This window comes from Ruegeria sp. SAZD011, from assembly GCF_059612545.1.
In genome coordinates, this window is record NZ_JBXWQU010000040.1 from 196,812 (window position 1) to 219,520 (window position 22,709).

20 protein-coding genes are annotated in these 22,709 nt (G+C 63.7%); 15 read left to right on the forward strand and 5 right to left on the reverse strand.

All coding sequences use genetic code 11. The features are described 5' to 3' along the window. Positions 1-68 precede the first annotated feature (68 nt). Complete coding sequence (locus AC2FLM_RS20400) at positions 69-1,154, reverse strand: polyamine ABC transporter substrate-binding protein (RefSeq protein WP_234138252.1); 1,086 nt, start codon at positions 1,152-1,154, stop codon at positions 69-71. A 146-nt stretch (positions 1,155-1,300) separates the two neighbouring features. On the opposite strand from AC2FLM_RS20400, the gene AC2FLM_RS20405 reads away from it, so the two are divergent. From AC2FLM_RS20405 to AC2FLM_RS20430, 6 genes are all read left to right on the forward strand, one after another. Beyond that, on the forward strand, positions 1,301-1,981 hold the full coding sequence (locus AC2FLM_RS20405; protein WP_234163178.1) for a GntR family transcriptional regulator: 681 nt from the start codon (positions 1,301-1,303) through the stop codon (positions 1,979-1,981). 76 nt (positions 1,982-2,057) lie between these two features. Further along, the gene (locus tag AC2FLM_RS20410; protein WP_496859718.1) at positions 2,058-3,452 is read left to right on the forward strand and encodes an aspartate aminotransferase family protein; all 1,395 of its coding nucleotides are present in this window, start codon (positions 2,058-2,060) and stop codon (positions 3,450-3,452) included. Positions 3,453-3,655: 203 nt separating this feature from the next. Continuing rightward, entirely contained in the window at positions 3,656-4,756 is a 1,101-nt protein-coding gene (locus tag AC2FLM_RS20415; protein ID WP_238904674.1) for an ABC transporter ATP-binding protein, read from the forward strand. A 117-nt stretch (positions 4,757-4,873) separates the two neighbouring features. Then, entirely contained in the window at positions 4,874-5,947 is a 1,074-nt protein-coding gene (locus AC2FLM_RS20420; protein ID WP_496859720.1) for an ABC transporter substrate-binding protein, read from the forward strand. A gap of 70 nt (positions 5,948-6,017) precedes the next feature. Then, positions 6,018-7,301, forward strand: a complete 1,284-nt coding sequence (locus tag AC2FLM_RS20425; RefSeq protein ID WP_234220349.1) for an ABC transporter permease — start codon at positions 6,018-6,020, stop codon at positions 7,299-7,301. Between the two features lie 6 nt (positions 7,302-7,307). Then, positions 7,308-8,228 (forward strand): ABC transporter permease, encoded by a 921-nt coding sequence (locus AC2FLM_RS20430; protein ID WP_234138237.1) that lies wholly within the window; start codon positions 7,308-7,310, stop codon positions 8,226-8,228. 76 nt (positions 8,229-8,304) lie between these two features. Here AC2FLM_RS20430 and AC2FLM_RS20435 read toward each other — a convergent pair whose 3' ends face one another. Further along, positions 8,305-8,652, reverse strand: coding sequence for a hypothetical protein (locus AC2FLM_RS20435; RefSeq protein WP_496859722.1), 348 nt, complete (start codon positions 8,650-8,652; stop codon positions 8,305-8,307). 35 nt (positions 8,653-8,687) lie between these two features. Further along, positions 8,688-9,410 (reverse strand): DUF599 domain-containing protein, encoded by a 723-nt coding sequence (locus tag AC2FLM_RS20440; protein ID WP_496859724.1) that lies wholly within the window; start codon positions 9,408-9,410, stop codon positions 8,688-8,690. Between the two features lie 81 nt (positions 9,411-9,491). Here AC2FLM_RS20440 and AC2FLM_RS20445 point away from each other — a divergent pair, with 81 nt between their 5' ends. The 3 genes from AC2FLM_RS20445 (at position 9,492) to glcF (ending at position 13,417) form a co-directional block, all read left to right on the forward strand. Beyond that, entirely contained in the window at positions 9,492-10,940 is a 1,449-nt protein-coding gene (locus tag AC2FLM_RS20445) for an FAD-linked oxidase C-terminal domain-containing protein (RefSeq protein WP_496859726.1), read from the forward strand. Between the two features lie 65 nt (positions 10,941-11,005). Then, positions 11,006-12,091, forward strand: coding sequence for an FAD-binding protein (locus tag AC2FLM_RS20450; RefSeq protein WP_496859728.1), 1,086 nt, complete (start codon positions 11,006-11,008; stop codon positions 12,089-12,091). Positions 12,092-12,094: 3 nt separating this feature from the next. Continuing rightward, positions 12,095-13,417, forward strand: coding sequence for a glycolate oxidase subunit GlcF (gene glcF, locus AC2FLM_RS20455; protein WP_496859730.1), 1,323 nt, complete (start codon positions 12,095-12,097; stop codon positions 13,415-13,417). Positions 13,418-13,477: 60 nt separating this feature from the next. Here glcF and AC2FLM_RS20460 read toward each other — a convergent pair whose 3' ends face one another. Next, on the reverse strand, positions 13,478-14,647 hold the full coding sequence (locus AC2FLM_RS20460) for a YbfB/YjiJ family MFS transporter (RefSeq protein WP_496859732.1): 1,170 nt from the start codon (positions 14,645-14,647) through the stop codon (positions 13,478-13,480). Positions 14,648-14,852: 205 nt separating this feature from the next. Between AC2FLM_RS20460 and AC2FLM_RS20465 the strand changes: the two genes are divergently transcribed. The 3 genes from AC2FLM_RS20465 to AC2FLM_RS20475 all read left to right on the forward strand — a co-directional run bounded on the left by AC2FLM_RS20465 (position 14,853) and on the right by AC2FLM_RS20475 (position 17,076). Continuing rightward, positions 14,853-15,665, forward strand: coding sequence for a trypsin-like serine peptidase (locus AC2FLM_RS20465; RefSeq protein ID WP_496859734.1), 813 nt, complete (start codon positions 14,853-14,855; stop codon positions 15,663-15,665). Further along, positions 15,662-16,480 carry a trypsin-like serine peptidase gene (locus AC2FLM_RS20470; RefSeq protein WP_496859736.1) on the forward strand — a complete coding sequence of 273 codons (819 nt, stop codon included), beginning with the start codon at positions 15,662-15,664 and terminating at the stop codon, positions 16,478-16,480. Before AC2FLM_RS20465 ends, AC2FLM_RS20470 begins: the two co-directional genes overlap by 4 nt. 125 nt (positions 16,481-16,605) lie before the next feature. Then, on the forward strand, positions 16,606-17,076 hold the full coding sequence (locus AC2FLM_RS20475; RefSeq protein WP_234144465.1) for an Hsp20 family protein: 471 nt from the start codon (positions 16,606-16,608) through the stop codon (positions 17,074-17,076). A 247-nt stretch (positions 17,077-17,323) separates the two neighbouring features. Here the strand turns inward: AC2FLM_RS20475 and AC2FLM_RS20480 are convergent, their stop codons facing one another. Next, positions 17,324-18,022, reverse strand: coding sequence for a glutathione S-transferase family protein (locus tag AC2FLM_RS20480; RefSeq protein WP_496859738.1), 699 nt, complete (start codon positions 18,020-18,022; stop codon positions 17,324-17,326). A gap of 84 nt (positions 18,023-18,106) precedes the next feature. Between AC2FLM_RS20480 and AC2FLM_RS20485 the strand changes: the two genes are divergently transcribed. From AC2FLM_RS20485 to pheT, 3 genes are all read left to right on the forward strand, one after another. Beyond that, the gene (locus tag AC2FLM_RS20485) at positions 18,107-18,796 is read left to right on the forward strand and encodes a helix-turn-helix transcriptional regulator (RefSeq protein ID WP_496859740.1); all 690 of its coding nucleotides are present in this window, start codon (positions 18,107-18,109) and stop codon (positions 18,794-18,796) included. A 63-nt stretch (positions 18,797-18,859) separates the two neighbouring features. After that, entirely contained in the window at positions 18,860-20,131 is a 1,272-nt protein-coding gene (locus AC2FLM_RS20490; RefSeq protein WP_496859742.1) for a lytic murein transglycosylase, read from the forward strand. Between the two features lie 134 nt (positions 20,132-20,265). Further along, positions 20,266-22,662, forward strand: coding sequence for a phenylalanine--tRNA ligase subunit beta (pheT, locus tag AC2FLM_RS20495; protein WP_496859744.1), 2,397 nt, complete (start codon positions 20,266-20,268; stop codon positions 22,660-22,662). Positions 22,663-22,709: the final 47 nt, after the last annotated feature.

The following is a 22,709-nucleotide window of genomic DNA, read 5'->3' on the forward strand; positions in this document are numbered from 1 at the left end:
TATTCGGCTAAATGGGGTTGAGATTGGGGCAGGTCGTCAGGCCCGCCCCTGATAAGGTCCGGACCGGATCAGGTGCCCGATTTGACCTTGGTCCACAGACGGGTGACCGTCCGCTGGATTTTCGCCGGATAAGGCGTGGTGGTATAGAGGTTGTCCATGGTTTCCGCGTCGGGATAGATCGCGGTGTCGCCGATCACGTCCTCGACCAGGAACTCCTGGCTCGCCTTGTTGCCATTGGCGTAATAGACATAGTTCGACGCAGCGGCCATGTTCTGGGCGTCCATGATGAAGTTCAGGAACACATGCGCCGCATCCGGGTTCGGTGCGTCGACCGGAATGGCCATCTGGTCGAACCACATCAGCGAGCCCTGCTTGAAGGCGTGATACTCGATCTCGACGCCATTGTCGGCCTCGGCCGCGCGGTCACGCGCCTGAAGGATATCGCCCGACCAGCCGATCGCGACGCAGATGTCGCCATTGGCCAGCGCGTTGATATATTCCGAGCTGTGGAACTTCTGGATGTAGGGGCGCACCGCCATCAGCACCGGTTCGGTCTTGGCGATCACATCGGCGTCGTGGCTGTCGGGGTTCTCACCCAGATATTTCAGTGTCGCCGGGATGATCTCGGTCGGTGCATCCAGGAAATGCACGCCGCAGGCGGCCAGCTTTTCCATGTTCTCGGGCTTGAACACCAGATCCATGCTGTTCATCGGCGCGTCTTCGCCCAGCACTTCCTTGACCTTGCCGACGTTCACACCCAGGCCGGTGGTGCCCCACATGTAGTTGATCGAATACTCGTTGCCCGGATCGTATTGCGCGGTACGGGATTCGATCTGGTCCCACATGTTTGCGTGGTTGGGCAGCTTGGACATGTCCAGCTTCTGGAAGGCGCCTGCCTGAATCTGACGTTGCAGGAAAGTTCCGGTCGGCACCACCACGTCATAGCCGGACCCGCCGGCGAGCATTTTGGTCTCCAGCACCTCGTTGCTGTCGAACACGTCATAGATCAGCGTGATGCCGGTCTCGGCCTCGAACTTGGCCAGCAACTCCTCGTCGATATAGTCCGACCAGTTGTAGACGCGCACTTCGTCCGCAAAGGCCGTCGAGCTTGCCAGCGCAACCACCGCCGTGAGTGTCAGCGATTTGAATGTCATTGAGTGTCTCCCTGCAAGGTGGCGGGTATTTTCCCACCTCGGTAGATTTGATCAAGTTTTGCCTTCTGCGGCAACAGTGTTTATGTTTTCACCTAGTCGCAGGTCTGACAAGTCGTCATGACGAAATAGGGGCAACTCCTTTGAATATGATCAAAAAAGCTGCATCCGGGCCCACTCCGAGTGAAGGAAAACAGCCTGTTCACGAACAGGTTTATCAGATGTTGCGGGCCCGAATCCTGTTCGGAGAGCTGGCTCCGGGGCAGGCCGTGACCATCCAGGGGCTGACTGATTCGCTAGGTGTCGGGATGACTCCGGTACGCGAGGCGATCCGCCGCCTGATGTCCGAAGGCGCACTGTCATTTCAGGGCAACCGGCGGGTTAGCGTACCGGTGCTGACCCAGAACGATTTGCAGCAGGTTATTTTCGTAAGAAAATCAATCGAGGCCGAACTCGCCCGCCGCGCGGCCGAGAGGATGACACCCGAAGCCGTTGCTCGGCTGGTGGAGTTGGATTCTGCACTGGATCAGGCGATCGAGAGTGGCGATGTGGGCGGATATCTGCGCTCGAACTATGATTTTCACGCTCTGCTCTATCAGGTGGCGGACGCGCCGATCCTCACCGAAATGGCAGAACGGCTATGGCTGCGATTCGGCCCGTCGCTCAGGGTGGTCTGCGGTCGGTTCGGCACCCAGAACCTTCCGGACCGGCACAAGGAAATGCTCGATGCCTTGCGCGCAGGCGATGTCGACGGGGTCGCTCTTGCCATGGAACAGGACGTCGAACAGGGCATGGAACAGATGGCCGGAGTACTGGCGGAAAACGTCTGAGATCACGATTCGATTTGACACGATCAAATTTGATCATATTCTGCCATCAAGACCGTTTTTGCAGGAGACTCACCCGATGGCGACCATCACAAATCACATGCCCACCGCCGAGTTGCAGGCGCTGGATGCGGCCCATCACCTGCATCCGTTCTCGGCAAACAACGCGCTGGGCGAAGAAGGCACCCGTGTCATCACCCGCGCCCGCGGCGTCTGGCTGAACGACAGCGAGGGCGAAGAGATCCTCGATGCCATGGCGGGGCTGTGGTGCGTCAATATCGGCTATGGCCGTGACGAACTGGCCGAGGTCGCGGCCCGCCAGATGCGCGAGCTGCCCTATTACAACACCTTCTTCAAGACCACTCATGTGCCGGCCATCGCGCTGGCGCAGAAACTGGCCGAGCTGGCACCCGGCGACCTGAACCATGTGTTCTTTGCCGGTGGCGGGTCCGAGGCCAACGACACCAATATTCGCATGGTCCGCACTTATTGGCAGAACAAGGGCAAGCCCGAAAAGAACGTCATCATCAGCCGCAAGAATGCCTATCACGGCTCGACCGTGGGGTCGTCGGCACTGGGCGGCATGGCTGGCATGCATGCGCAAAGCGGCATGATCCCAGGTGTTCACCATATCAATCAGCCCAACTGGTGGGCCGAAGGCGGCGACATGGACCCCGAGGAATTCGGCCTGGCCCGCGCCCGCGAGTTGGAAGAAGCCATTCAGGAACTGGGTGAGGACCGCGTCGCGGCCTTTATCGCCGAGCCGGTTCAAGGGGCTGGCGGCGTTATTGTCGCCCCCGACAGCTACTGGCCCGAAATTCAGCGGATCTGCGACAAATACGATATCCTGCTGATCGCGGACGAGGTGATCTGCGGCTTTGGCCGGACCGGCAACTGGTTCGGGATCCAGACCCTGGGTATCCGCCCCCATATCATGACCATCGCCAAGGGGCTCAGCTCGGGCTATGCACCCATCGGAGGCTCGATCGTCTGTGACGAGGTCGCCCATGTGATCGGTATGGACGAGTTCAATCACGGTTACACCTATTCCGGTCACCCGGTCGCCGCCGCCGTCGCGCTTGAGAACCTGCGCATCCTTGAAGAAGAGAACATCATCGACCACGTCCGCAACGTGGCCGCGCCCTATCTCAAGGAAAAATGGGAAGCGCTGACCGACCATCCGCTGGTGGGCGAAGCTAAGATCGTCGGCATGATGGCCTCGATCGCGCTGACCCCGGACAAGGCCAGCCGCGCCAAGTTCGCGTCCGAACCCGGCACCATCGGCTATATCTGCCGCGAACGGTGCTTCCGCAACAACCTGATCATGCGCCACGTGGGCGACCGGATGATCATCTCGCCGCCGCTGGTGATCACGCCGGCCGAGATCGACGAGATGTTCGTGCGCATCCGTAAATCGCTCGACGAGGCGCAGGCTGAAATCGAGAAAGAGGGCCTGATGAAATCAGCCTCCTGATCGGCGGACAATCGGTACAGAATCTCAAGCCGGTCCCGATGGGGCCGGCTTTGCTTATTCCGACAGCATTAGCGGTCACAGCTTAGCAATGCGTCGCATCCGTCGCTAAACTGTCGCAAATCGGTTGCAACTCCCCCCAGTGCGCGCTTAACCTCAGGGCAATAGCGGCCAAGATCGCAGTGTAAGTGTACGGGGAGCTGGCATTGACCACACGCACCAGCAACGATGCGTTCGTTGAATTCGAACGCGTCCAGAAGAGCTATGACGGCGAAACGCTTGTCGTAAAAGATCTCAATCTGACCATGCCCAAGGGAGAGTTTCTGACGATGCTCGGCCCGTCGGGTTCCGGCAAGACAACCTGCCTGATGATGTTGGCCGGGTTCGAAACCGCCACACATGGCGAAATCAAGCTGGATGGGCGTCCGATCAACAATATCCCACCGCACAAGCGCGGCATCGGCATGGTGTTCCAGAACTATGCCCTGTTCCCGCATATGACGATTGCCGAAAACCTGTCGTTTCCGCTGGAAGTGCGCAATATCGGCAAATCCGACCGCGAGGCCAAGATCAAGCGCGCGCTCGACATGGTCGAGATGGGCGCCTTTGGCGGCCGTCGTCCGGCACAGCTTTCGGGCGGCCAGCAGCAGCGCGTCGCCTTGGCCCGTGCACTGGTCTTCGAACCTGAGCTGGTGTTGATGGACGAACCGCTGGGCGCGCTGGACAAGCAGTTGCGCGAAAAGATGCAGTTCGAAATCACCCGCCTTGCCCATGATCTGGGAATCACCGTGGTCTATGTGACCCACGATCAGACCGAGGCGCTGACCATGTCCGACCGCGTCGCGGTGTTCAACGACGGTGTAATCCAGCAGTTGGCGCCGCCCGACGAGCTTTATGAGCAGCCCGCCAACAGCTTCGTCGCCCAGTTCATCGGTGAGAACAACACTCTGGAAGGCGAGGTGCAGGAGATCCGCAACGGTATCGCGGTGGTCCGTCTCGACGACGGCGAGTTGATCGACTGCAAACCGGTCAATGTCAGCCGCCCGGGCGAGCGTACCCGTGTGTCGATCCGCCCCGAGCGTGTCGAATTCAACAAGAGCCGTCTGAAAGCGGGTGCGCACACGCTCAAGGCCGAGGTGATGGAATTCATCTACATGGGTGACATCTTCCGCACCCGTGTCCGCGTTGCCGGCAACGATGAATTCATCATCAAGACACGGAACGCGCCCGATCAGGTGCGACTGGAACCCGGCGCCCAGATCGAAATCGGCTGGCTGCCCGAAGATTGCCGCGCGCTGGACGCCTGATCCAGCGCCGGAAACGCTCGCCTCGTGAACCGGGGCGGATGCAACCGGATCTGGCCGCAGCGCCCGTCGCGGCCGGTCCCGTGAAAAAAACCAAACGGGTCAACAAGGGAGCAATCCATGAAACTTAAGACAGCTTTGCTGGCAACCGCGCTGACCTCGGCAGCCTTTGCCGTCTCCGCGCAGGAAGTCACCGTGATGTCCTGGGGCGGCGCCTATACCAAGAGCCAGGTAGAAGCCTATCACAAGCCCTTCACTGCCGCGACCGGCATCAAGGTGAATTCGGTCGACGCCGACAACCCGGCAACCCCGATCAAGGCCCAGGTCGAGGCCGGCAACGTGTCGGTTGACGTCGCTGACGTCGAATTCTCGGACGCCGTGCGCCTGTGCGACGAGGGCCTGCTGGAAGAGATCGACCCGTCGATCCTGTCCGCGGCCCCCGATGGCACCGCCGCGACCGACGACTTCATCGATGGCGCGCTGCAGGATTGTGCCGTCGCGAACATCGTCTGGTCGACCTCGGTTGCCTACAACACCGCAAACGTGTCGATGGCGCCCAGCTCGATCGCCGATTTCTTTAACACCGACAAGATCCCCGGCAAGCGCGGCCTGCGCAAATCCGCCAAGGCCACGCTGGAAATGGCGCTGATGGGTGACGGCGTTCCCGCTGGCGACGTCTATGAGATGCTGGAAACCGATGAAGGCGTTGATCGCGCATTCGCGGTTCTGGATCGGATCAAGGACGACATCGTCTGGTGGGAAGCTGGTGCACAGCCGCCGCAGCTGCTGGCAGACGGCGAAGTCGTGATGTCGACCGCCTATAACGGCCGTATCTTCAACGCCGCCGTGGCCGAAGGCCAGCCCTTCGAGATCATGTGGGACGGCCAGATCCTCGACTTCGACCTGTTCGTGGTCCCGAAAGGCGCACCGAACAAGGACGCCGCCATGCAGTTCATCGCCTTCTCGACCAGCACCCAGGCGCTGGCGGATCAGGCCAAGTGGATCAGCTATGGCCCGGCACGTAAGTCCTCGGGCGCGCTGGTCGGCCTCTACCAGGACGGCAAGACCGAGATGGCACCGCACATGCCGACCTCGGAAGCAGCCCTGAAGAACGCGCTGGTCAACAACTTCGAGTTCTGGGTCGACAAGGACGCCGAGCTGAACGAGCGCTTCAACGCCTGGCTGGCGAACTGATCTGACACTACCGGGCCGCCCCTTTCCGGGGCGGCTCTTTCCCACACAAGTTTCCCAGGACGAAGCCCCGATGACCGATATCGCTCAGCCGCTGACCACTGCGGACGGCAAACCGCTCAAGGGCGCGCTGCTCAGGGCGCAGGCCCGTGCGCGGCGCCGCGCCTTTCTTCTTGTTCTGCCGCTTCTGGCCTTCATCCTGATCACCTTCGTGTTCCCGATCGGACAGATGCTCTATCGCTCGGTCTATAACGAAGGGTTCACCTGGCACGAGGACGTGACTTCGGGCGACCGCACCCCGATCATGACCAACCTTGCCACCTGGTTCGAGGCCAACCCGCCGGGCACCGAGCCCGACGAGGCCGCCTTTGCCGCGCTGGCCGCCGATCTGGTGACGCTGCGCGATCTGAAAGCACCCGGTCAGGCCGGAACCCGGATCAATTATGAACTGTCGGGCTCGCGTTCGATGTTCACCAAGGCCGCCCGTAGCGCCAAAAAGCTGGAACCGCCCTACAAGGAGGCGATTCTTGAGTTGGACAAGGATTGGGGTAATCCCGAACTTTGGCAGGCGATGCGCGGGGCCTCGTCCTCGTACACGACGAACTTCTACCTTGCCGCCATCGACCGCGAACGCGATGCAAGTGGCTCAGTGACGATGGTGCCGGAAAACCGGCAGGTCTATGTCAAGCTGTTCACCCGGACCTTGACCTTGTCGCTGTTGATCACCTTCCTCACCTTCATCCTGGCCTATCCGATCGCGCATCTGCTGGCGACGCTGCCACTGCGCCATTCCAACCTGCTGATGATCCTGGTCCTGCTGCCCTTCTGGACCTCGCTGCTGGTGCGGACCACCAGTTGGATGGTGCTGCTGCAAAGTCAGGGTGTGCTGAACGACACGCTGGTCGGCCTGGGTATTCTTGGCGACGATGGCCGCTTGCAGCTGATGTATAACCGGGCAGGCACCGTGATCTCGATGACGCATATCCTGCTGCCCTTCATGGTTCTGCCGCTTTATTCGGTGATGCGGATGATCAACCCGTCCTATGTGCGCGCCGCGCGCTCGCTGGGCGCCACCAGCTGGACCGCGTTCCGCCGCATCTACTTTCCGCAGACCGTACCGGGGATCGGCGCCGGGGCGCTGCTCGTCTTCATCCTGGCGGTCGGGTATTACATCACGCCCGCACTGGTCGGTGGTGCGGATGGTCAGCTGATCTCGAACCTGATCGCATTCCACATGCAGAAATCGCTGAACTGGTCGCTCGCCGCCGCCTTGGCCGCGCTGCTGCTGGCTGGCGTTCTGCTTCTCTACTGGCTGTACGATCGCCTGATCGGCATCGACAATCTGAAACTGGGGTAATCGGACATGGCACTTCCCAAACACGCATCGCCCCTGGAACGGGTCTGGCACTATGCCTATCTCGTGATCTGCGCACTGATCTTTCTGTTCCTGATCGCGCCGATCCTGGTGATCATTCCGCTCAGCTTCAACGCCGAGCCCTATTTCACCTTTACCGACAAGATGCTGTCCTTTGACGCCGAGGGGTTTTCGACCCGCTGGTATGATCTGCTGCTGACCTTTGGCATGCTGGAGCCCGAGGCACCGCGCGACAGTTCATGGTGGGCTGACGCATGGGCGAACGCACAGTGGATCCAGGCCACCAAGAACTCGATCATCATCGGTTTCTTCTCGACCATCCTGGCCACTACGCTGGGCACCATCGCGGCGCTGGGTCTGTCCCGGCCCGAGATGCCGGGACGGCGCGCGGTCATGGCGATCCTGATCTCGCCGATGATCGTGCCGATCATCATCACCGCGACGGGTCTGTTCTTCTTCTACTCGTCGATCGGCATTCAGGACTGGGGCATACCCTATCTGGGTATCATCCTCGCCCATGCGACGCTTGGTATCCCCTTCGTGATCATCACCGTGACGGCAACGCTGGTGGGGTTCGACCATTCGCTGACACGGGCGGCGGCGAATATGGGGGCCGATCCCGTCACCACCTTCTTCAAGGTGCAAATGCCGCTGATCCTGCCCGGTGTGATCTCGGGCGCGCTCTTTGCCTTTGTCACCTCGTTTGACGAGGTTGTGGTGGTGCTCTTTGTCGGCGGTCTGGACGAACAGACCATCCCGCGCCAGATGTGGAACGGTATCCGCGAACAGATCAGCCCGGCAATCCTGTCGGTGGCCACGATCCTCGTCGTGATCTCGATTGCGCTGTTGACCGTGGTGGAACTGCTGCGTCGCCGCTCCGAAAAGCTGCGCGGCATGTCTCCGGGCTGAGACGACACTCGATTCTCAAAGCAACACGAGGGGCCGGGCAACCGGCCCCTTTGCATTTCCGCGGCGGCAATTCAGTTCAAGGCAGGTCGATCACTAGCCGCTGCGACGCCCAGCCATCCACGTTGCAACGCGCCTCGATCTGTACCTGCGTCGTGCCCTCTGGGATGACGACTCCACCCAGCGAGCGGGTAAAGGGCTGTTCTGTCTCATGCGGATGGAACAAGGTACGCATCCCCAGTTCCCGTCCTTCCATATCCAACACCCGCCAGCCATCAGCGTAATGGTCCCAGCCTGTATCCGGGTGACGCAAGGTGACATCGAATCGCCAACCGATGCCGTCTAGCTGTGCTGTGACGTTCTCGATAGCGGGCGGGTCAGCAAGGATCGGCGTCGCCGAGAAAAGAAACGGAATCAGGTATCGCATGCGATCAGCCTAGCCCGGCCCAACAGTCGATGGGCTCACGATGCCGTGTCCAGCCCGCCTTCGGCGGGTAGGGACAGCAGAACCGTCCGCGAGTGGGACGCGAATTCGCGTCGGTAGAGCACCGCAACCGTCAGCACACCGGCCCCGATCAACGCCAGCGGCCCGATCAGCCAGGCCACCGAGGCCAGCGCGAAATAGGTTGCCCGCAGCCCCTTGTTGAAGCTGCGCGCAGCGGTGATGCAGATCTCGGCAGCCTGTGCCGCGCGTGGCAGACAGCGCGTGTCCTCTGGCTCGTTCGGAACAGCGGCCATCAGCACCGCGCAGTACCCAAACAGCCGATTGGCCCAGACGAATTTCAGGAAGGCATTGGACAGGAACAGCAGCACGATCAGGATCTTGACCTCCCACACCAGCGCGGGCGCGCTGGTTATCGCAAGGTCTTGTGCGATGTCCGACAACCGGTCGGTATTGCCGATCAGCGCCAAACCACCGCCCACCGCGATCACCGCCGTCGAGGCAAAAAAGGATGTGCCCTGCCGCATGATCGAGATCAGCTGCGCATCGAAGACGCGCGGTTGACGGGTCACCATCTGGCGCATCCAGTCGCGCCGGAAATCTGCCATCAAGGCCGAGACCGAAGGCTTGCCCGGTGCCGGGTTCTCGATACGCCAGCCGATCCATAACCACCCCGCCAGCAAGACGGCAACGGCAAGGTAATCCATCGGGGCAAAAGCAAGGGCACGGTCGATCCAGGTCATGGGCGCGACAGTACGTCTTACCGCTTTGCCTTGCCAGATCGCAAAATTGGTAATATTAATTTACCAGATGGAGGTTCCCCGATGGATATGCCCGCCCCGAATCCTACCGTTCTGGCCAAGAAGCCGCGCCTTGTGCAGCGACTACGGCAGGTCTTGCCCGCCGACGCGGTGATCGACGACCTGTCCGAGACCCGCGCCTATGAATGCGACGCGCTGACCGCCTATCGCTGCCCGCCGCTGCTGGCCGTGCTGCCCGCCTCGACACAGGAAGTCTCGGACGTCCTGCGCATCTGCCATGAAGAGGGCGTGCCGGTGGTGCCGCGCGGCTCGGGCACGTCGCTGGCCGGGGGCGCTTTACCCACCGCCGACAGCGTGATCCTGGGCGTCGCTCGGATGAACGAGGTGCTGGAGACCGACTATGACAACCGTATCATCCGGGTGCAATCGGGCCGTACCAACCTGAGCGTCACCGGCGCGGTCGAGGCAGAGGATTTCTTTTACGCCCCCGACCCCTCGTCGCAGCTGGCCTGCGCCATCGCGGGCAATATCGCGATGAACTCGGGCGGGGCTCATTGCCTGAAATACGGGGTGACCACAAACAACCTGCTGGGTGTCACCATAGTGCTGATGGACGGCACCGTGGTCGAGATTGGCGGTGCGCATCTGGATGCGGCTGGGCTGGACCTGCTCGGCGTGATCTGCGGCAGCGAGGGGCAATTGGGCGTGGTGACCGAAGCCACACTACGCATCCTGCGCAAACCCGAGGGCGCGCGTCCGGTGCTGATGGCGTTCGACAGCAACGAGGTCGCGGGCGCCTGCGTCAGCGACATCATCAAGGCGGGCGTTCTGCCAGTGGCGATCGAGTTCATGGACCGGCTCTGTATCGAGGCCTGCGAAGCCTTTGCGAAGGCAGGCTATCCGCAATGCGAGGCGCTGCTGATTGTCGAGGTCGAGGGGTCCGAGGCCGAAATCGACGACCAATTGGCCCGCATCCTGGAAATCGCCCACAGGCACAACCCGCTGGAACTGCGCGAAAGCCAGTCAGCCGAAGAGAGTGCCAAGATCTGGCTGGGCCGTAAATCGGCCTTTGGCGCCATGGGGCAGATCAACGACTACATGTGCCTCGACGGCACCATCCCCGTCTCCGCCCTGCCGATGGTTCTGCGCCGGATTGACGAGCTCAGCCAAGAGTATGGGTTGAAGGTGGGCAACGTGTTCCACGCCGGCGATGGCAACATGCACCCGCTGATCCTGTTCGATGCCAACAAGCCGGGTGACCTGGAAAAATGCGAGGCCTTTGGCGCCGACATCCTGAAACTCTGCGTCGATGCGGGCGGCTGCCTGACCGGCGAGCACGGGGTAGGGATCGAGAAGCGCGACCTGATGCTGCACCAATACGCAGCAGAGGATCTTGAGGCGCAGATGGCGGTCAAGGACGTGTTCGACCCGCAGTGGTTGTTGAACCCGGCCAAGGTGTTTCCGCTGTCGGTCTCGGAAAGCCGACGCGCGGTACAGGTGGCGGCAGAGTAGCCGGGGGCGCTGCCCCCTTGGCCTGCGGCCAATTCCCCCCGGAGTATTTGGAGCAAAGTGAAGAGATGAGACCCCAGACAGAGGCCGAACTGGCCCAGATCGTGGCCGGGCTGACTGCACCGGTTCGGATACGGGGCGGCGGGACGCGGGGCGTGCCGGGGCCGGAGGCCGAGTTGGATATTTCGGGGCTCAGCGGCATCACGCTCTATGAGCCCGGCGCGCTGACGCTGGTCGCCAAAGCCGGAACGCCGGTGGCCGAGATTGAGGCTGCACTGGCGGCTGAGGGGCAACGGCTGGCCTTTGAGCCGATGGATCATCGCGGGTTGATGGGGACCGAGGGCACGCCCACCATCGGCGGCGTGGTGGCAGGCAATATCTCGGGGCCTCGCCGGATACAGGCGGGGGCGGCGCGCGATTTCCTGCTGGGCGTGCGCTATGTCGACGGCATGGGCCAGGTGATCAGCAATGGCGGGCGGGTGATGAAGAATGTCACCGGCTATGACCTGGTCAAACTTATGGCCGGGTCCTGGGGCACTTTGGGGGTGCTGAGCGAGGTCTCTCTGAAGGTGCTGCCAAAGGCCGAGACGCAAACCACGCTGGCGATTTCCGTTCCCGATGCGGGAAGCGCGGTGCGCGCGCTGTCGGTCGGGCTGGGCTCGCCCTATGAGGTGACCGGCGCGGCCTATGATCCGGCCTCAGGCCAGGCGCTGGTTCGGATCGAGGGGTTCGAGGCCTCCGTCGACTATCGGGCAGAGGCGCTGAACCGGTTGTTTGCGCAATTTGGAACAGTGGCGCGGCTGGAGGACGATCCCTGGCCGGGCATTCGCGATGTGGCGCCGTTTCACGGACGCACGGGGGATGTCTGGCGGGTCTCGGTGAAACCGGGCGATGCACCAGATATGGCCGTGCGATGCAAGGCCGAGGCGCTGCTGTTCGACTGGGGTGGCGGGTTGATCTGGGCGCTGATGCCCACAGGCACCGACCTGCACGCGCGGCTGGGCGAATTTGCGGGCCATGCGACCCTGATCCGGGGGGATCGGACGCAGCACGCCATGTTCCAGCCTGAACCGGCACCGCTCGCCGCCCTGTCGCGCGGGTTGCGGCAGCGGTTCGACCCGAAAGGGCTCTTTAACCCGGGACTGATGGGGTAAGCGATGCAGACGAATTTCACCGCCGAACAGCTGACCGATCCCGGCATCCAGCGCGCCAACGAGATCCTGCGTTCCTGCGTGCATTGCGGGTTCTGTACCGCCACCTGCCCGACCTATCAGGTGCTGGGCGACGAGCTCGACAGCCCGCGCGGGCGCATCTACCTGATCAAGGACATGCTGGAAAACAGCCGGGTGCCCGATGCAAAGACGGTCAAACACATCGACCGTTGCCTCAGCTGTCTGGCCTGCATGACCACCTGCCCCTCGGGCGTGCATTACATGCATCTGGTCGATCAGGCGCGCGAATATATCGAGCAGAAATATCGCCGCCCGTTCAGCGACCGGGCGCTGCGCTGGATTCTGGCGCGCATCCTGCCCTATCCCACGCGGTTCCGGCTGGCACTGCTGGGGGCCAAGATCGGCCGTCCGTTCCGGGGGCTGATGCCCGATGCGCGGCTGCGCGCGATGCTCGACATGGCGCCAAAGCACATTCCGCCGGTCAGCCGCAACGACGATCCGCAGAGCTTTGCCCCGGCTGGCGCGCGCAAGAAGCGGGTCGCCCTGATGACCGGCTGCGCGCAAAAGGCGCTGAACACCGATATCAACGACGCCACCATCCGCCTGCTGACCCGGCTGGGTTGCGAGGTCGTGGTGGCCGAGGGCGCGGGCTGCTGCGGCGCGCTGACCCATCACATGGGGCGCACGGGCGAGAGCCATGCGACGGCGGCCAAGAACATCCGTGCCTGGGTGCGCGAAATGGATGGCGACGGGCTGGATGCCATCGTGATCAACACCAGCGGCTGCGGCACCACGGTCAAGGATTACGGCCACATGTTCCGCAACGAGCCGCTGGCGGCCGAAGCCGCCCGCGTGTCGGCCATCGCCATGGACATAAGCGAGCTGTTGATGCAGCTCGACCTGCCCGAAGGCACCGACAAGGGGCTGACCGTGGCCTATCACGCCGCCTGTTCGCTGCAACACGGGCAAAGGATCAAGACTTATCCCAAGGACCTGCTGAAACGCGCGGGCTTCAAGGTGGTCGAACCCGCCGACAGTCATCTCTGCTGCGGCTCCGCCGGAACCTATAACCTGATGCAACCCGAGATCTCGGGCAAGCTCAAGGCCCGCAAGATCCGCACGCTTGAGGCAAGGAAACCCGACCTGATCGCGGCGGGCAATATCGGCTGCATGATGCAGATCGGGTCGGGGACCGAACTGCCCATCATGCATACGGTCGAACTCTTGGATTGGGCCACGGGCGGGCCGCAGCCATCGGCAATGACGGCACCGGGCAAGCGCGCACCCGAGGTGCCGATCCTGCGCTGAAGCACTTTCAAGGAAAAGCGGGTATCGGTTTTCCGTCCGAAAATGCGCGGTGTCAAACAGTCAGAGCGGTTTCTGCCGCGATGCAATCGCCGCCCCGGCCAGCAAGAGGCCGGCGGCGACCAGAAGGCTGACGCCGATATCGCCGACCAGATCGCCGACCAACCCGGCCCCATAGGGGCCGAGCGTCTGGGCAACGGCAAACACCACCGTGAACAGGCTGATCGCCCGGCCCCAGCTTTCCGGCGGCAGGTTCTGGCGCGCGAAATTGGTCACCGCCCCCGGCGCCATGAACACCGACAGACCAAAGACCACGGCCGAGACCAGCAGGGCCGGGCCATTGGGCAACACCACCGGCAGCGCCGATCCAACGGCGATACCGGTCAGGATCATCGCCAGCGGCAAGCCCGAGGCATGGCGTGCCAGCACCGGCCGCCACACCAGCGGCGAGACCGAGATGCACAGCCCCAGGATCACCCAGACCAGCGCGACAAAGGGCGCGCTGGCCGCCTGTTCGGTCATCCAGGCGGACAGAAAGGTCAGGTAGACGATGTAGCCCAGACCAAACCCGGCATAACCCGCCAGTTCCGGCAGCATCCGGCGCAGCGGCAAGGGGGCATGCCCGGCCTGCGACTGGACAGGCGCGCGCTGCTGCACCGCCGCCCACAGGGCCAGCGGCAGGAAGGTCAGGCTGGCGCCCCCGATCAGGTACCAGGCGATAGGCCAGGCCGCCGGGCCATAGGCCTCCAGAAACAGCGGCAGCGCGGCGCCGGCCAGCACGATGCCCAAGCCCCCGCCCGACCCGAACAGGATCGCGATGGCCAGCGCGTTGCGCCGGGGGTCGTCGCGAAACAGGCCAGCGGTCAGCGTTCCGGCGGTAGAAAAGGACATCGCGCCAAAGAACCCGGCCAGAAAGCGCCATGAGGTCTGCCACCACAGCTCGGCATTCGCTCCGGTAGCCAGCAGCGCCAGCGTTGTGGCAATCAGCCCGGTGATGAACAGGCGCACCGGGCCGATGCTCCGGATCGTCGCCATGGTCAGCACCGCACCCGCGATATAGCCCAGCGCATTGGCCGTATTCAGCCAGCCCGCCTGCGCATAGTTCCACTGCATTTCCGATTTCATCGCCGGCAGCAACAGACCATAGGCAAAACGGGCAAACCCGTTGGTCACCGTCACGCCCAGCGCGAGCCCTGCCAGCACCAGCCACGACCGTGTAGCAGATAATGTCATTGCTCGACCGATAGATGCAGAGACAATTCGGAACCCTCGTTATGTCGGTGCGTCAGCCGCGCGACAACTGACGCGACCCTGCCAAGCCTACCGCTTTGGCGCAAGCCGCAGGTTGGCATAGGTTCGCCAAGAAGCCCCGACCACGCCCCATTTTCGCCCAATGCGCCCCCTACCTCTGTCCCCGACAACAGGTGCGGAGGACCGCGTGCGCAAATCCATACTGGCATTCGTTCTTGCCACCGCGGCGACCATCGCGGGCGCGCAGGACAGCGGGCTGACCAGCCTTGAGACCACCGATGCCGGGCGCAGCTGGCTTGCAGTCGGGCGGCTGGATATCGACGGGACCGGGTTTTGCACCGGCGCCCTGATCGCGCCCGACCTGGTACTGACCGCCGCCCATTGTCTTTACGACAAAACCACCGGACAGCGGATCGACCCGGCCCGGATCGAGTTCCTGGCAGGTTGGCGGCGCGGGCGCGCCTCGGCCTATCGCCGGGTTGCGCGGGCGGTTCATCACCCCGACTATCTCTACGAAGGTAAGGTCACCGCCGACCGGGTACGCAACGACCTGGCGCTCTTGAAGCTGAGCCAACCGATCCGCAACACCACCGTCATCCCGTTTGAGACCGGTAGCCACCCGATGCGGGGTGATGCGGTTCAGGTGGTCTCCTATGCCCATGACCGGGCCGAGGCGCCCTCGCTGCAAAGGGCCTGCGCCGTCATGGCCCGGCAGCAGGGCGTGCTGGTCATGACCTGCGATGTGGACTTCGGCGCCTCGGGGTCTCCGGTCTTCAGCCTGTCGGACAGCACCCCGCGCATCGTCTCGGTGGTTTCGGCCAAGGCCGAGGTCGATGGCGCGCGGGTGGCGCTTGGCACCTCGCTCGATGACACCCTGACCTATCTGATGGGAGAACTTGACAGTCGCAAGCGGGCTGCCAATCCGACGGTACCGCGCGTCAACCGCCTGTCCGTCAGCAATCGGGGCAGCGCATCGGGCGCCAAGTTTGTCAAGCCATGAAGGCACTGTGCGCCCTTGCACTCTCGGCGCTGCTGGCCCTGCCTGCCCTGGCACAGAATTCCGGGCTGCGCCGCCTGACCGATCGCGACGACCTGTTCGGGTGGGAGGCGGTCGGACGCCTTGATATCGCTGAACAGGGCTTTTGCACCGGTACCCTGATCGCCCCCGATCTGGTTTTGACCGCTGCCCATTGCGCCTTTGACGGGCGCACCGGCGCGCATTATCGCGCGGGCGAGATCACTTTTCGCGCCGGGTTTCGCGATGGCACTTCGGTGGCCGACCGCCGCGTCGTGCAGATCGTGACACCTTCCGAATTCCAGCCTGCGGGCGCCGTCTCGGCCGAGCGTATCCGGGTCGATGTGGCGCTGATGCGGCTCGATGATCCGGTACCGACCGCGCTGGCTGACCCCTTCGCCCTCCATTCGGGCGACGTGACCGGCAGCGAAATCAGCGTCTCGTCCTACGGGCGGGGCCGGGCCGAGGCGATATCGCGCCAGCGCGCGTGCCAGATGCTCTGGCGACAACAGGGGCTGATCGCCTTTGACTGCGACGTGACCTTTGGCTCGTCCGGCGCCGCCATCCTTGCGCGCGAAGGCAGCCGGGGTCGGGTGTTGTCGCTGGTTTCCGCCGGTGCCGTGATCGAAGGGCGCTCCATCGGTTATGGCATGGAGCTGGCCGATACCGTCGCCGCCCTGAAACAGAAGCTGCGCGCCAATGTCCCGGCGCCAACAGCGAACATCCGCCGTCTGCAAGTGGGCGGCGGCCTGTCGTCGGGTGCCTCGGGGGCCAAGTTCCTGCGCCCCGGCGGCTCTTGAAAACACTTCTGCGCTTTCCCATGTCAGTTTGACCGGGCCGCCGCAATGCGGGGTCCGGGCATTCAACCGCCCGTCCGTGACGGAGGGCTTTGACATCAATCGCTCGAAAAAGAGGATTACGACATATGCGCAGTTTCGATTTCGCCCCGCTGCACCGCGCCAGCATCGGTTTCGACCAGATTGCCGATCTGATGGACAGGGTCATGTCCAGCGACGTGGGGCAGCCCAGCTATCCGCCCTATAACATCGAGAAAACCGCCGCAGACGCCTATCGCATCTCGATCGCCGTGGCCGGTTTTGCCGATAGTGACCTGTCGGTCGAGGTCAAGGAAAATGCCCTGGTGGTTTCCGCCCGCAAGGCTGCAGACGAGGCCGAACGGACCTATCTGCATCGCGGCATCGCCACCCGCGCGTTCGAGCGCCGCTTTACGCTGGCCGATCACGTGCGCGTCACTGGCGCCAGCCACGAAAACGGCATGCTGCATATCGACCTGAAACGCGAGATTCCCGAGGCGCTGAAACCGCGCCGGATCGAGATCGCGTCAGCGCAACCTGCCGACATGCCCGAACGGATCGAGGCAAAGTCGGTCAACTAACCTCAGATCCGCGCGCCCCTGCGGTTTGATGGGCGCGTGGGTCATTCGCGATAAACCGGACCTCCCTCGGTTGTCGCACCCAGTGCGCGCCTCATGTTCCTCCAGGCATGGGGCGCGCCGTTCGTTTCGAGCAGTGATCCGGGGTCGGCGCAACAGATGGCCAGCCAGCGCGCGCAGGTTGACCAGACCCGCGCTGTGCGGTCAGACAGGCCGCAAACCGAAACAACCGTTGAATCCATTGGGTCGGTCATGTCAGGGGCAGGGTCGCATCCATCCTGTCGATATAGTCCGACAAAACCCTGTCGCCGGCAATGCGACGCTGCAAAGGCGTGGCAACGGGTGTTGCCCGCATCGCGGCCAGCATCGGCGCCACCGACAGGTCTGCGGTGGTCGGATACTCGCCAAACAGAAAGGGCTTCTGCCACAAGAGCGCGGTCAGCGCCTCCAAGCTCCGCTCGAGCCGATCCCGCCTTTCGACATCAGAGAACCGGGCGGCGCCCTGAAAGTCGAGCCCGCGCAGCACCTGCGCCCGGATCCGATTGGTGACCGGCTTGCGCAACAGGCGCGGGATATCGGCAAAGAATGTTTCGCGTATGACGGGCCAGACTGCATCATTCTCCCAACGGTCCAGAACCAGAAAGGGATAGAGGTGATCTTCGGCCATGTGGACCAGCGCGCAGGCATGGGCGCGTTGCGCATCTGAGAGGCCCCGGTCGAAATCCGCGCCCTGCGCCTCGAGCCAGGCTCGGATACCTTCACTGTCGGGCACAAGCCGTTCCGGGGACCGCAGCACCGGCAGTTTGCGATGGGGCATCTGGCGCGGATCGTTCAGGTCCTGCCGCCGCCAAGGCTGTCCGGCCAACTGCATCAGATAGGCCGCTTTCACGCAAAACGGGCTGGCAGAATAAAGCCCGAAGGCCTTGGGAAACATCATCAGGGTCAACATCTGTCCGGTCCTTGGTTTCAACTGCCGACGGGATAGGGCAGCATGATGCCAGTTTCTGTCATCAGTCGCGGGTTACCCTGCGCCATGTCCAAAACCGCAAGATTGTTCCAGCTGATGCAGGCCCTGCGCTCGGGCCCGGCGCCGCATACCTCGACGGCGCTGGCGCAGGATCTGGGTGTCTCGCCGCGCACCATTCATCGCGACATCGACGCGCTGCGCGGTCTTGGCGCCGTGATCGACGGCGAGGCAGGGTTTGGCTTTACCCTGATCGAAGACGCCACCCTGCCCCCGCTCGGCTTTACCGATGACGAGTTGGAGGCGCTGGTTCTGGGTCTGCGCGAGGCGGAACTGATCGGCGATCCGGCCCTCAGCCAGGCCGCCAGCGCCGCCTTGCGCAAGCTTCAGGGCCGTCTGCCGCCGCGCCTGTCGCACCGCCTGTCCCATGCGGTGCTGACCGCGACCCGGTTTGACCGCCCCCAGCCGCCGACCATCCCGGTGGCCCAACTGCGCGCCGCTGCATGGGACGAAATGGCGGTCAGTTTCGACTATACCGACATGCATGGCGCGGCCACCTCGCGGACTGTCTATCCGCTGTCCATCGTCTATATGGATCGCTCAAGCGTGCTGATCGCATGGTGCCTGTTGCGGATGGATGTCCGGGTGTTCCGGCTGGACCGGATGCGCGATCTGGTGATCACCGGGCAGAGCTTTCGCCCGCGCCGGGTGCCGATGCTGCGCGATGCGCTGGCACAGATCCGCGCGCAACAGGCGTGAGTGCTTTGTCCACCGCCGCTTTCGCGGTAGTCTGGGGCCGAGCAGCAAAACAGGGCGCGACCCATGATCCGGTATCTGACATGTCTGGCGATTTGCCTGGGCGGCAGCGTTGCGGCAGAGGCCCCCGCCACGCTGATACCAGCGGTGGCGCAATCGCTGCGTCCGGTATTGCGGCCGCTTACACTCACGCCTGCCTCTCAGGATCTCGAAGCGCAGTTTCAAACCTGGTTGGCCGGGTTTCGCGCGCGTGCGCTGACCCTCGGCATCACCCCGGCCACGCTGGATGCCGCCCTGCCCGGCCTCAGCTATGACGCCGAAGTGGTCCGGCGTGACCGCAACCAGGCGGAATTCACCAAGACGATCTGGGACTATCTCGACACCGCCGTGTCCGAGGCCCGCATCGCCAATGGCCGCAAGGCCGTCGCGCGCCACGCCGACCTGCTGATCCGGGTCGAGGCGCAATGGGGCGTCGACCGCCATGTGGTCGCCGCCATCTGGGGGCTGGAAAGTGCCTATGGCGCGGTGCGCGGGGGCGACAGCACCCTGCGTTCGCTGGCTTCGCTGGCCTTTGACACCCGACGCGCCGCGTTCTTCGAAGACCAGCTGATCGCCGCCCTGCGCATCCTTGACAGCGGCGACGCACGGCTGCGCGACCTGCGCGGCAGCTGGGCGGGTGCCATGGGCCATACCCAGTTCATGCCGACCTCGTATCAGGAGCACGCGGTGGATTTCACCGGCGACGGGCGCCGCGACATCTGGTCCGACGACCCCAGCGACGCGCTGGCCTCGACCGCCGCCTATCTCAAGGCCAATGGCTGGCTGACCGGCCAGCCCTGGGGGGTCGAGGTGCAGCTGCCCAAGGGGTTCGACCTGACCAGCGCCCGGCGCGAGTTGACGCGGATGCCATCGGAGTGGGCCGCTCTGGGCGTGCACGGCGTTCAGGGCCACGCAGTGCCCGACCATGGCCCCGCCAGCATATTGCTGCCCGCCGGACACAGCGGCGCGGCCTTCATGATCTTTGACAATTTCGCGGTGATCGAGACCTATAACACCGCCGATGCCTATGTGATCGGGGTCGGCCATCTGGCCGACCGCATCGCGGGGGGAGGGCCGATCCGGGGCAACTGGCCGCGCGCTGACCGGGCGCTGACCCTGGACGAGCGGATCGAGCTGCAAGAGCGCCTGACCGCCGCCGGCTTCGACACCCAAAAGATCGACGGCAAGATCGGACCGTTGACCATCAACGCGGTGCGCGACTATCAGCTGGATCAGGGCCTGGCGCCTGACGGCTATGCCTCGTTGCGGGTGCTGGAACGGCTGCGCAACGCAAGCTGACAGCCCGCACATATGCGGTCCACTCTTTTCCATCCTGACCTAATCCGCTAAAGCCGGTCTGACCAAAACGAACCTTGGCAGCAGCGTACCGGAACCGGCGACGGGCTGACCCGCATCAAGGACAGGACGACGACATGAAATTCACCCTCTCCTGGCTGAAGGACCACCTCGACACCACCGCCAGCGTGGACGAGATCGCCGAGGCGCTGACCGATCTGGGGCTCGAAGTCGAAGGCATCGAGAATCCCGCCGCGCGGCTGGCCGGGTTCACTCTGGCCCATGTCAAATCGGCCAGCCAACACCCCGATGCCGACCGCCTGCGCGTCTGTGTGGTGGAAACCAACGAGGGCGACAAGCAGATCGTCTGTGGCGCCCCCAATGCGCGCGAAGGCATCACCGTGGTTTTGGCAAAACCGGGCGATTATGTGCCGGGTATCGACGTGACCCTGTCGGTCGGCAACATCCGGGGCGTCGAAAGCCACGGCATGATGTGTTCCGAGCGCGAGCTGGAACTGTCCGAAGAACATGACGGCATCATCGAACTGCCCTCGGGCGAGGTGGGCGAGCTGTTCATCGACTGGCTGGCCGAGAACGACCCGGCCAAGGTCGATCCGGTGATCGAGATCGCGATCACCCCCAACCGTCCCGACGCGCTGGGCGTGGCGGGCATCGCCCGCGACCTGGCCGCCCGCGGTATCGGCACGCTGAAGACCCGCGCCTATGCGCCGGTGCCGGGCGATTTTGACTGCCCGATCAAGGTGACGATCGACGAGGATACCCGTGATGGCTGCCCGCTGTTCACCGGCCGCCTGATCCGCGACGTGCGCAACGGCCCCAGCCCGCAATGGTTGCAGGACCAGCTGCGCGCCATCGGCCTGCGCCCGATCTCGGCGTTGGTCGATATCACCAACTACATGACCTATGACCACAACCGCCCGCTGCACGTCTTTGACGCCGACAAGGTCACGGGCAACCTGCGCGTCCACCGCGCGGCAGGGGGCGAAACGCTCAAGGCGCTGGACGAGAAGGAATACACCTTCCAGCCCGGCATGATGGTGATCTCGGACGACGAAGGCCCCGAGAGCATCGCCGGTATCATGGGCGGTGACGCCACCGGCTGTACCGAAGAGACGGTGAATGTCTTCCTCGAAAGCGCCTATTGGGACAATGTGCAGATCGCACTTGCGGGCCGCGCGCTGAAAATCAACTCGGACGCGCGCTATCGTTTCGAGCGCGGGGTCGATCCCGAATACACGCTCGAAGGGCTGGAACACGCGACCCAGATGATCCTCGATATCTGCGGCGGCGAGGCCTCTAACGTGGTGATCGCGGGCGCGGTCCCCGACCATTCCCGCGCCTATAAGCTGGACGCCGAACGCGTGCGGTCGCTGGTCGGCATGGACATCCCCGAAAGCGAACAGCGCCAGACGCTGACGCGCCTCGGCTTCCGGCTCGAAGGCAACATGGCGCATGTGCCCAGCTGGCGCCCTGATGTGCAGGGCGAGGCCGATCTGGTCGAGGAAGTGGCCCGCATCGCCTCGCTGACCAAGCTGGTGGGCAAGCCGCTGCCGCGCCTGACCTCTGGCGTGCCGAAACCGGTGATGACCCCGCAACAGCGCCGCCTGTCGATGGCCCGCCGCACGGCGGCCTCGCTGGGGTACAACGAATGCGTCAGCTACACCTTCATCGACCAGGCCGCCGCGGCCCTGTTCGGCGGTGGCACCGACGCCACCATGCTGGAAAACCCGATCTCGTCGGAAATGAGCCACATGCGCCCCGACCTGCTGCCGGGCCTCTTGGCCGCCGCTGCCCGCAACCAGGCACGCGGATATGCCGACCTCGCCCTGTTTGAGGCGGGGCCTGTGTTCCACGGCGGCGAACCGGGCGAGCAGCGGGCGCAGATCGCGGGCCTGTTGGTCGGCCGCACCGGACCCAAGGACGTGCATGGCGCCGCGCGCGCTGTCGACCTCTACGATGCCAAGGCCGATGCCGAGGCGGTGCTGGCCGCCATGGGCGCTCCCGCCAAGGTGCAGATCCTGCGTGGGGCCGACGGCTGGTGGCATCCAGGCCGCCATGGCCGCATCTGTCTGGGCCCGAAAAAAGTGCTGGGTATCTTTGGCGAGTTGCACCCCCGCGTGCTCCAGGCGATGGACGTCAAGGGACCGGCGGTCGCCTTCGTACTCTGGCCCGAAGAAGTGCCGCTGCCCCGTAAATCGGGCACCACGCGCGAGGCGCTGGCGCTGCGCGACCTGCAAGCGGTCGAACGCGATTTCGCCTTTGTGGTCGATGCGGGGGTCGAGGCGCTGACACTGGTCAATGCCGCCGCCGGGGCCGACAAGGCGCTGATCGAGGATGTGCGCGTCTTTGACGAGTTCATCGGCGGTTCGCTGGGCGAGGGCAAGAAATCGCTGGCCATCACCGTGCGCCTGCAACCAACCGAGACCACGCTCAAGGAAAAGGATATCGAGGCCGTCAGCGCCAAGATCGTCGAGAAGGTCGCCAAGGCCACCGGCGGCACCCTGCGCGGCTGATCCGGCTCTCGTATCACGGTTCAAGGGCGCGCCTCTCGGCGTGCCCT

Coding starts and splice junctions, on each gene's coding strand:
- AC2FLM_RS20440 (WP_496859724.1), bottom strand. CDS start 9,410: ATGACCTGGATCGACCGTGCCCTTGCTTTTGCCCCGATGGATTACCTT.
- glcF (WP_496859730.1), top strand. CDS start 12,095: ATGCAGACGAATTTCACCGCCGAACAGCTGACCGATCCCGGCATCCAG.
- AC2FLM_RS20430 (WP_234138237.1), top strand. CDS start 7,308: ATGGCACTTCCCAAACACGCATCGCCCCTGGAACGGGTCTGGCACTAT.
- pheT (WP_496859744.1), top strand. CDS start 20,266: ATGAAATTCACCCTCTCCTGGCTGAAGGACCACCTCGACACCACCGCC.
- AC2FLM_RS20420 (WP_496859720.1), top strand. CDS start 4,874: ATGAAACTTAAGACAGCTTTGCTGGCAACCGCGCTGACCTCGGCAGCC.
- AC2FLM_RS20405 (WP_234163178.1), top strand. CDS start 1,301: ATGATCAAAAAAGCTGCATCCGGGCCCACTCCGAGTGAAGGAAAACAG.
- AC2FLM_RS20490 (WP_496859742.1), top strand. CDS start 18,860: ATGATCCGGTATCTGACATGTCTGGCGATTTGCCTGGGCGGCAGCGTT.
- AC2FLM_RS20435 (WP_496859722.1), bottom strand. CDS start 8,652: ATGCGATACCTGATTCCGTTTCTTTTCTCGGCGACGCCGATCCTTGCT.
- AC2FLM_RS20475 (WP_234144465.1), top strand. CDS start 16,606: ATGCGCAGTTTCGATTTCGCCCCGCTGCACCGCGCCAGCATCGGTTTC.
- AC2FLM_RS20425 (WP_234220349.1), top strand. CDS start 6,018: ATGACCGATATCGCTCAGCCGCTGACCACTGCGGACGGCAAACCGCTC.
- AC2FLM_RS20410 (WP_496859718.1), top strand. CDS start 2,058: ATGGCGACCATCACAAATCACATGCCCACCGCCGAGTTGCAGGCGCTG.
- AC2FLM_RS20445 (WP_496859726.1), top strand. CDS start 9,492: ATGGATATGCCCGCCCCGAATCCTACCGTTCTGGCCAAGAAGCCGCGC.
- AC2FLM_RS20460 (WP_496859732.1), bottom strand. CDS start 14,647: ATGACATTATCTGCTACACGGTCGTGGCTGGTGCTGGCAGGGCTCGCG.
- AC2FLM_RS20485 (WP_496859740.1), top strand. CDS start 18,107: ATGTCCAAAACCGCAAGATTGTTCCAGCTGATGCAGGCCCTGCGCTCG.
- AC2FLM_RS20450 (WP_496859728.1), top strand. CDS start 11,006: ATGAGACCCCAGACAGAGGCCGAACTGGCCCAGATCGTGGCCGGGCTG.
- AC2FLM_RS20470 (WP_496859736.1), top strand. CDS start 15,662: ATGAAGGCACTGTGCGCCCTTGCACTCTCGGCGCTGCTGGCCCTGCCT.
- AC2FLM_RS20400 (WP_234138252.1), bottom strand. CDS start 1,154: ATGACATTCAAATCGCTGACACTCACGGCGGTGGTTGCGCTGGCAAGC.
- AC2FLM_RS20480 (WP_496859738.1), bottom strand. CDS start 18,022: ATGTTGACCCTGATGATGTTTCCCAAGGCCTTCGGGCTTTATTCTGCC.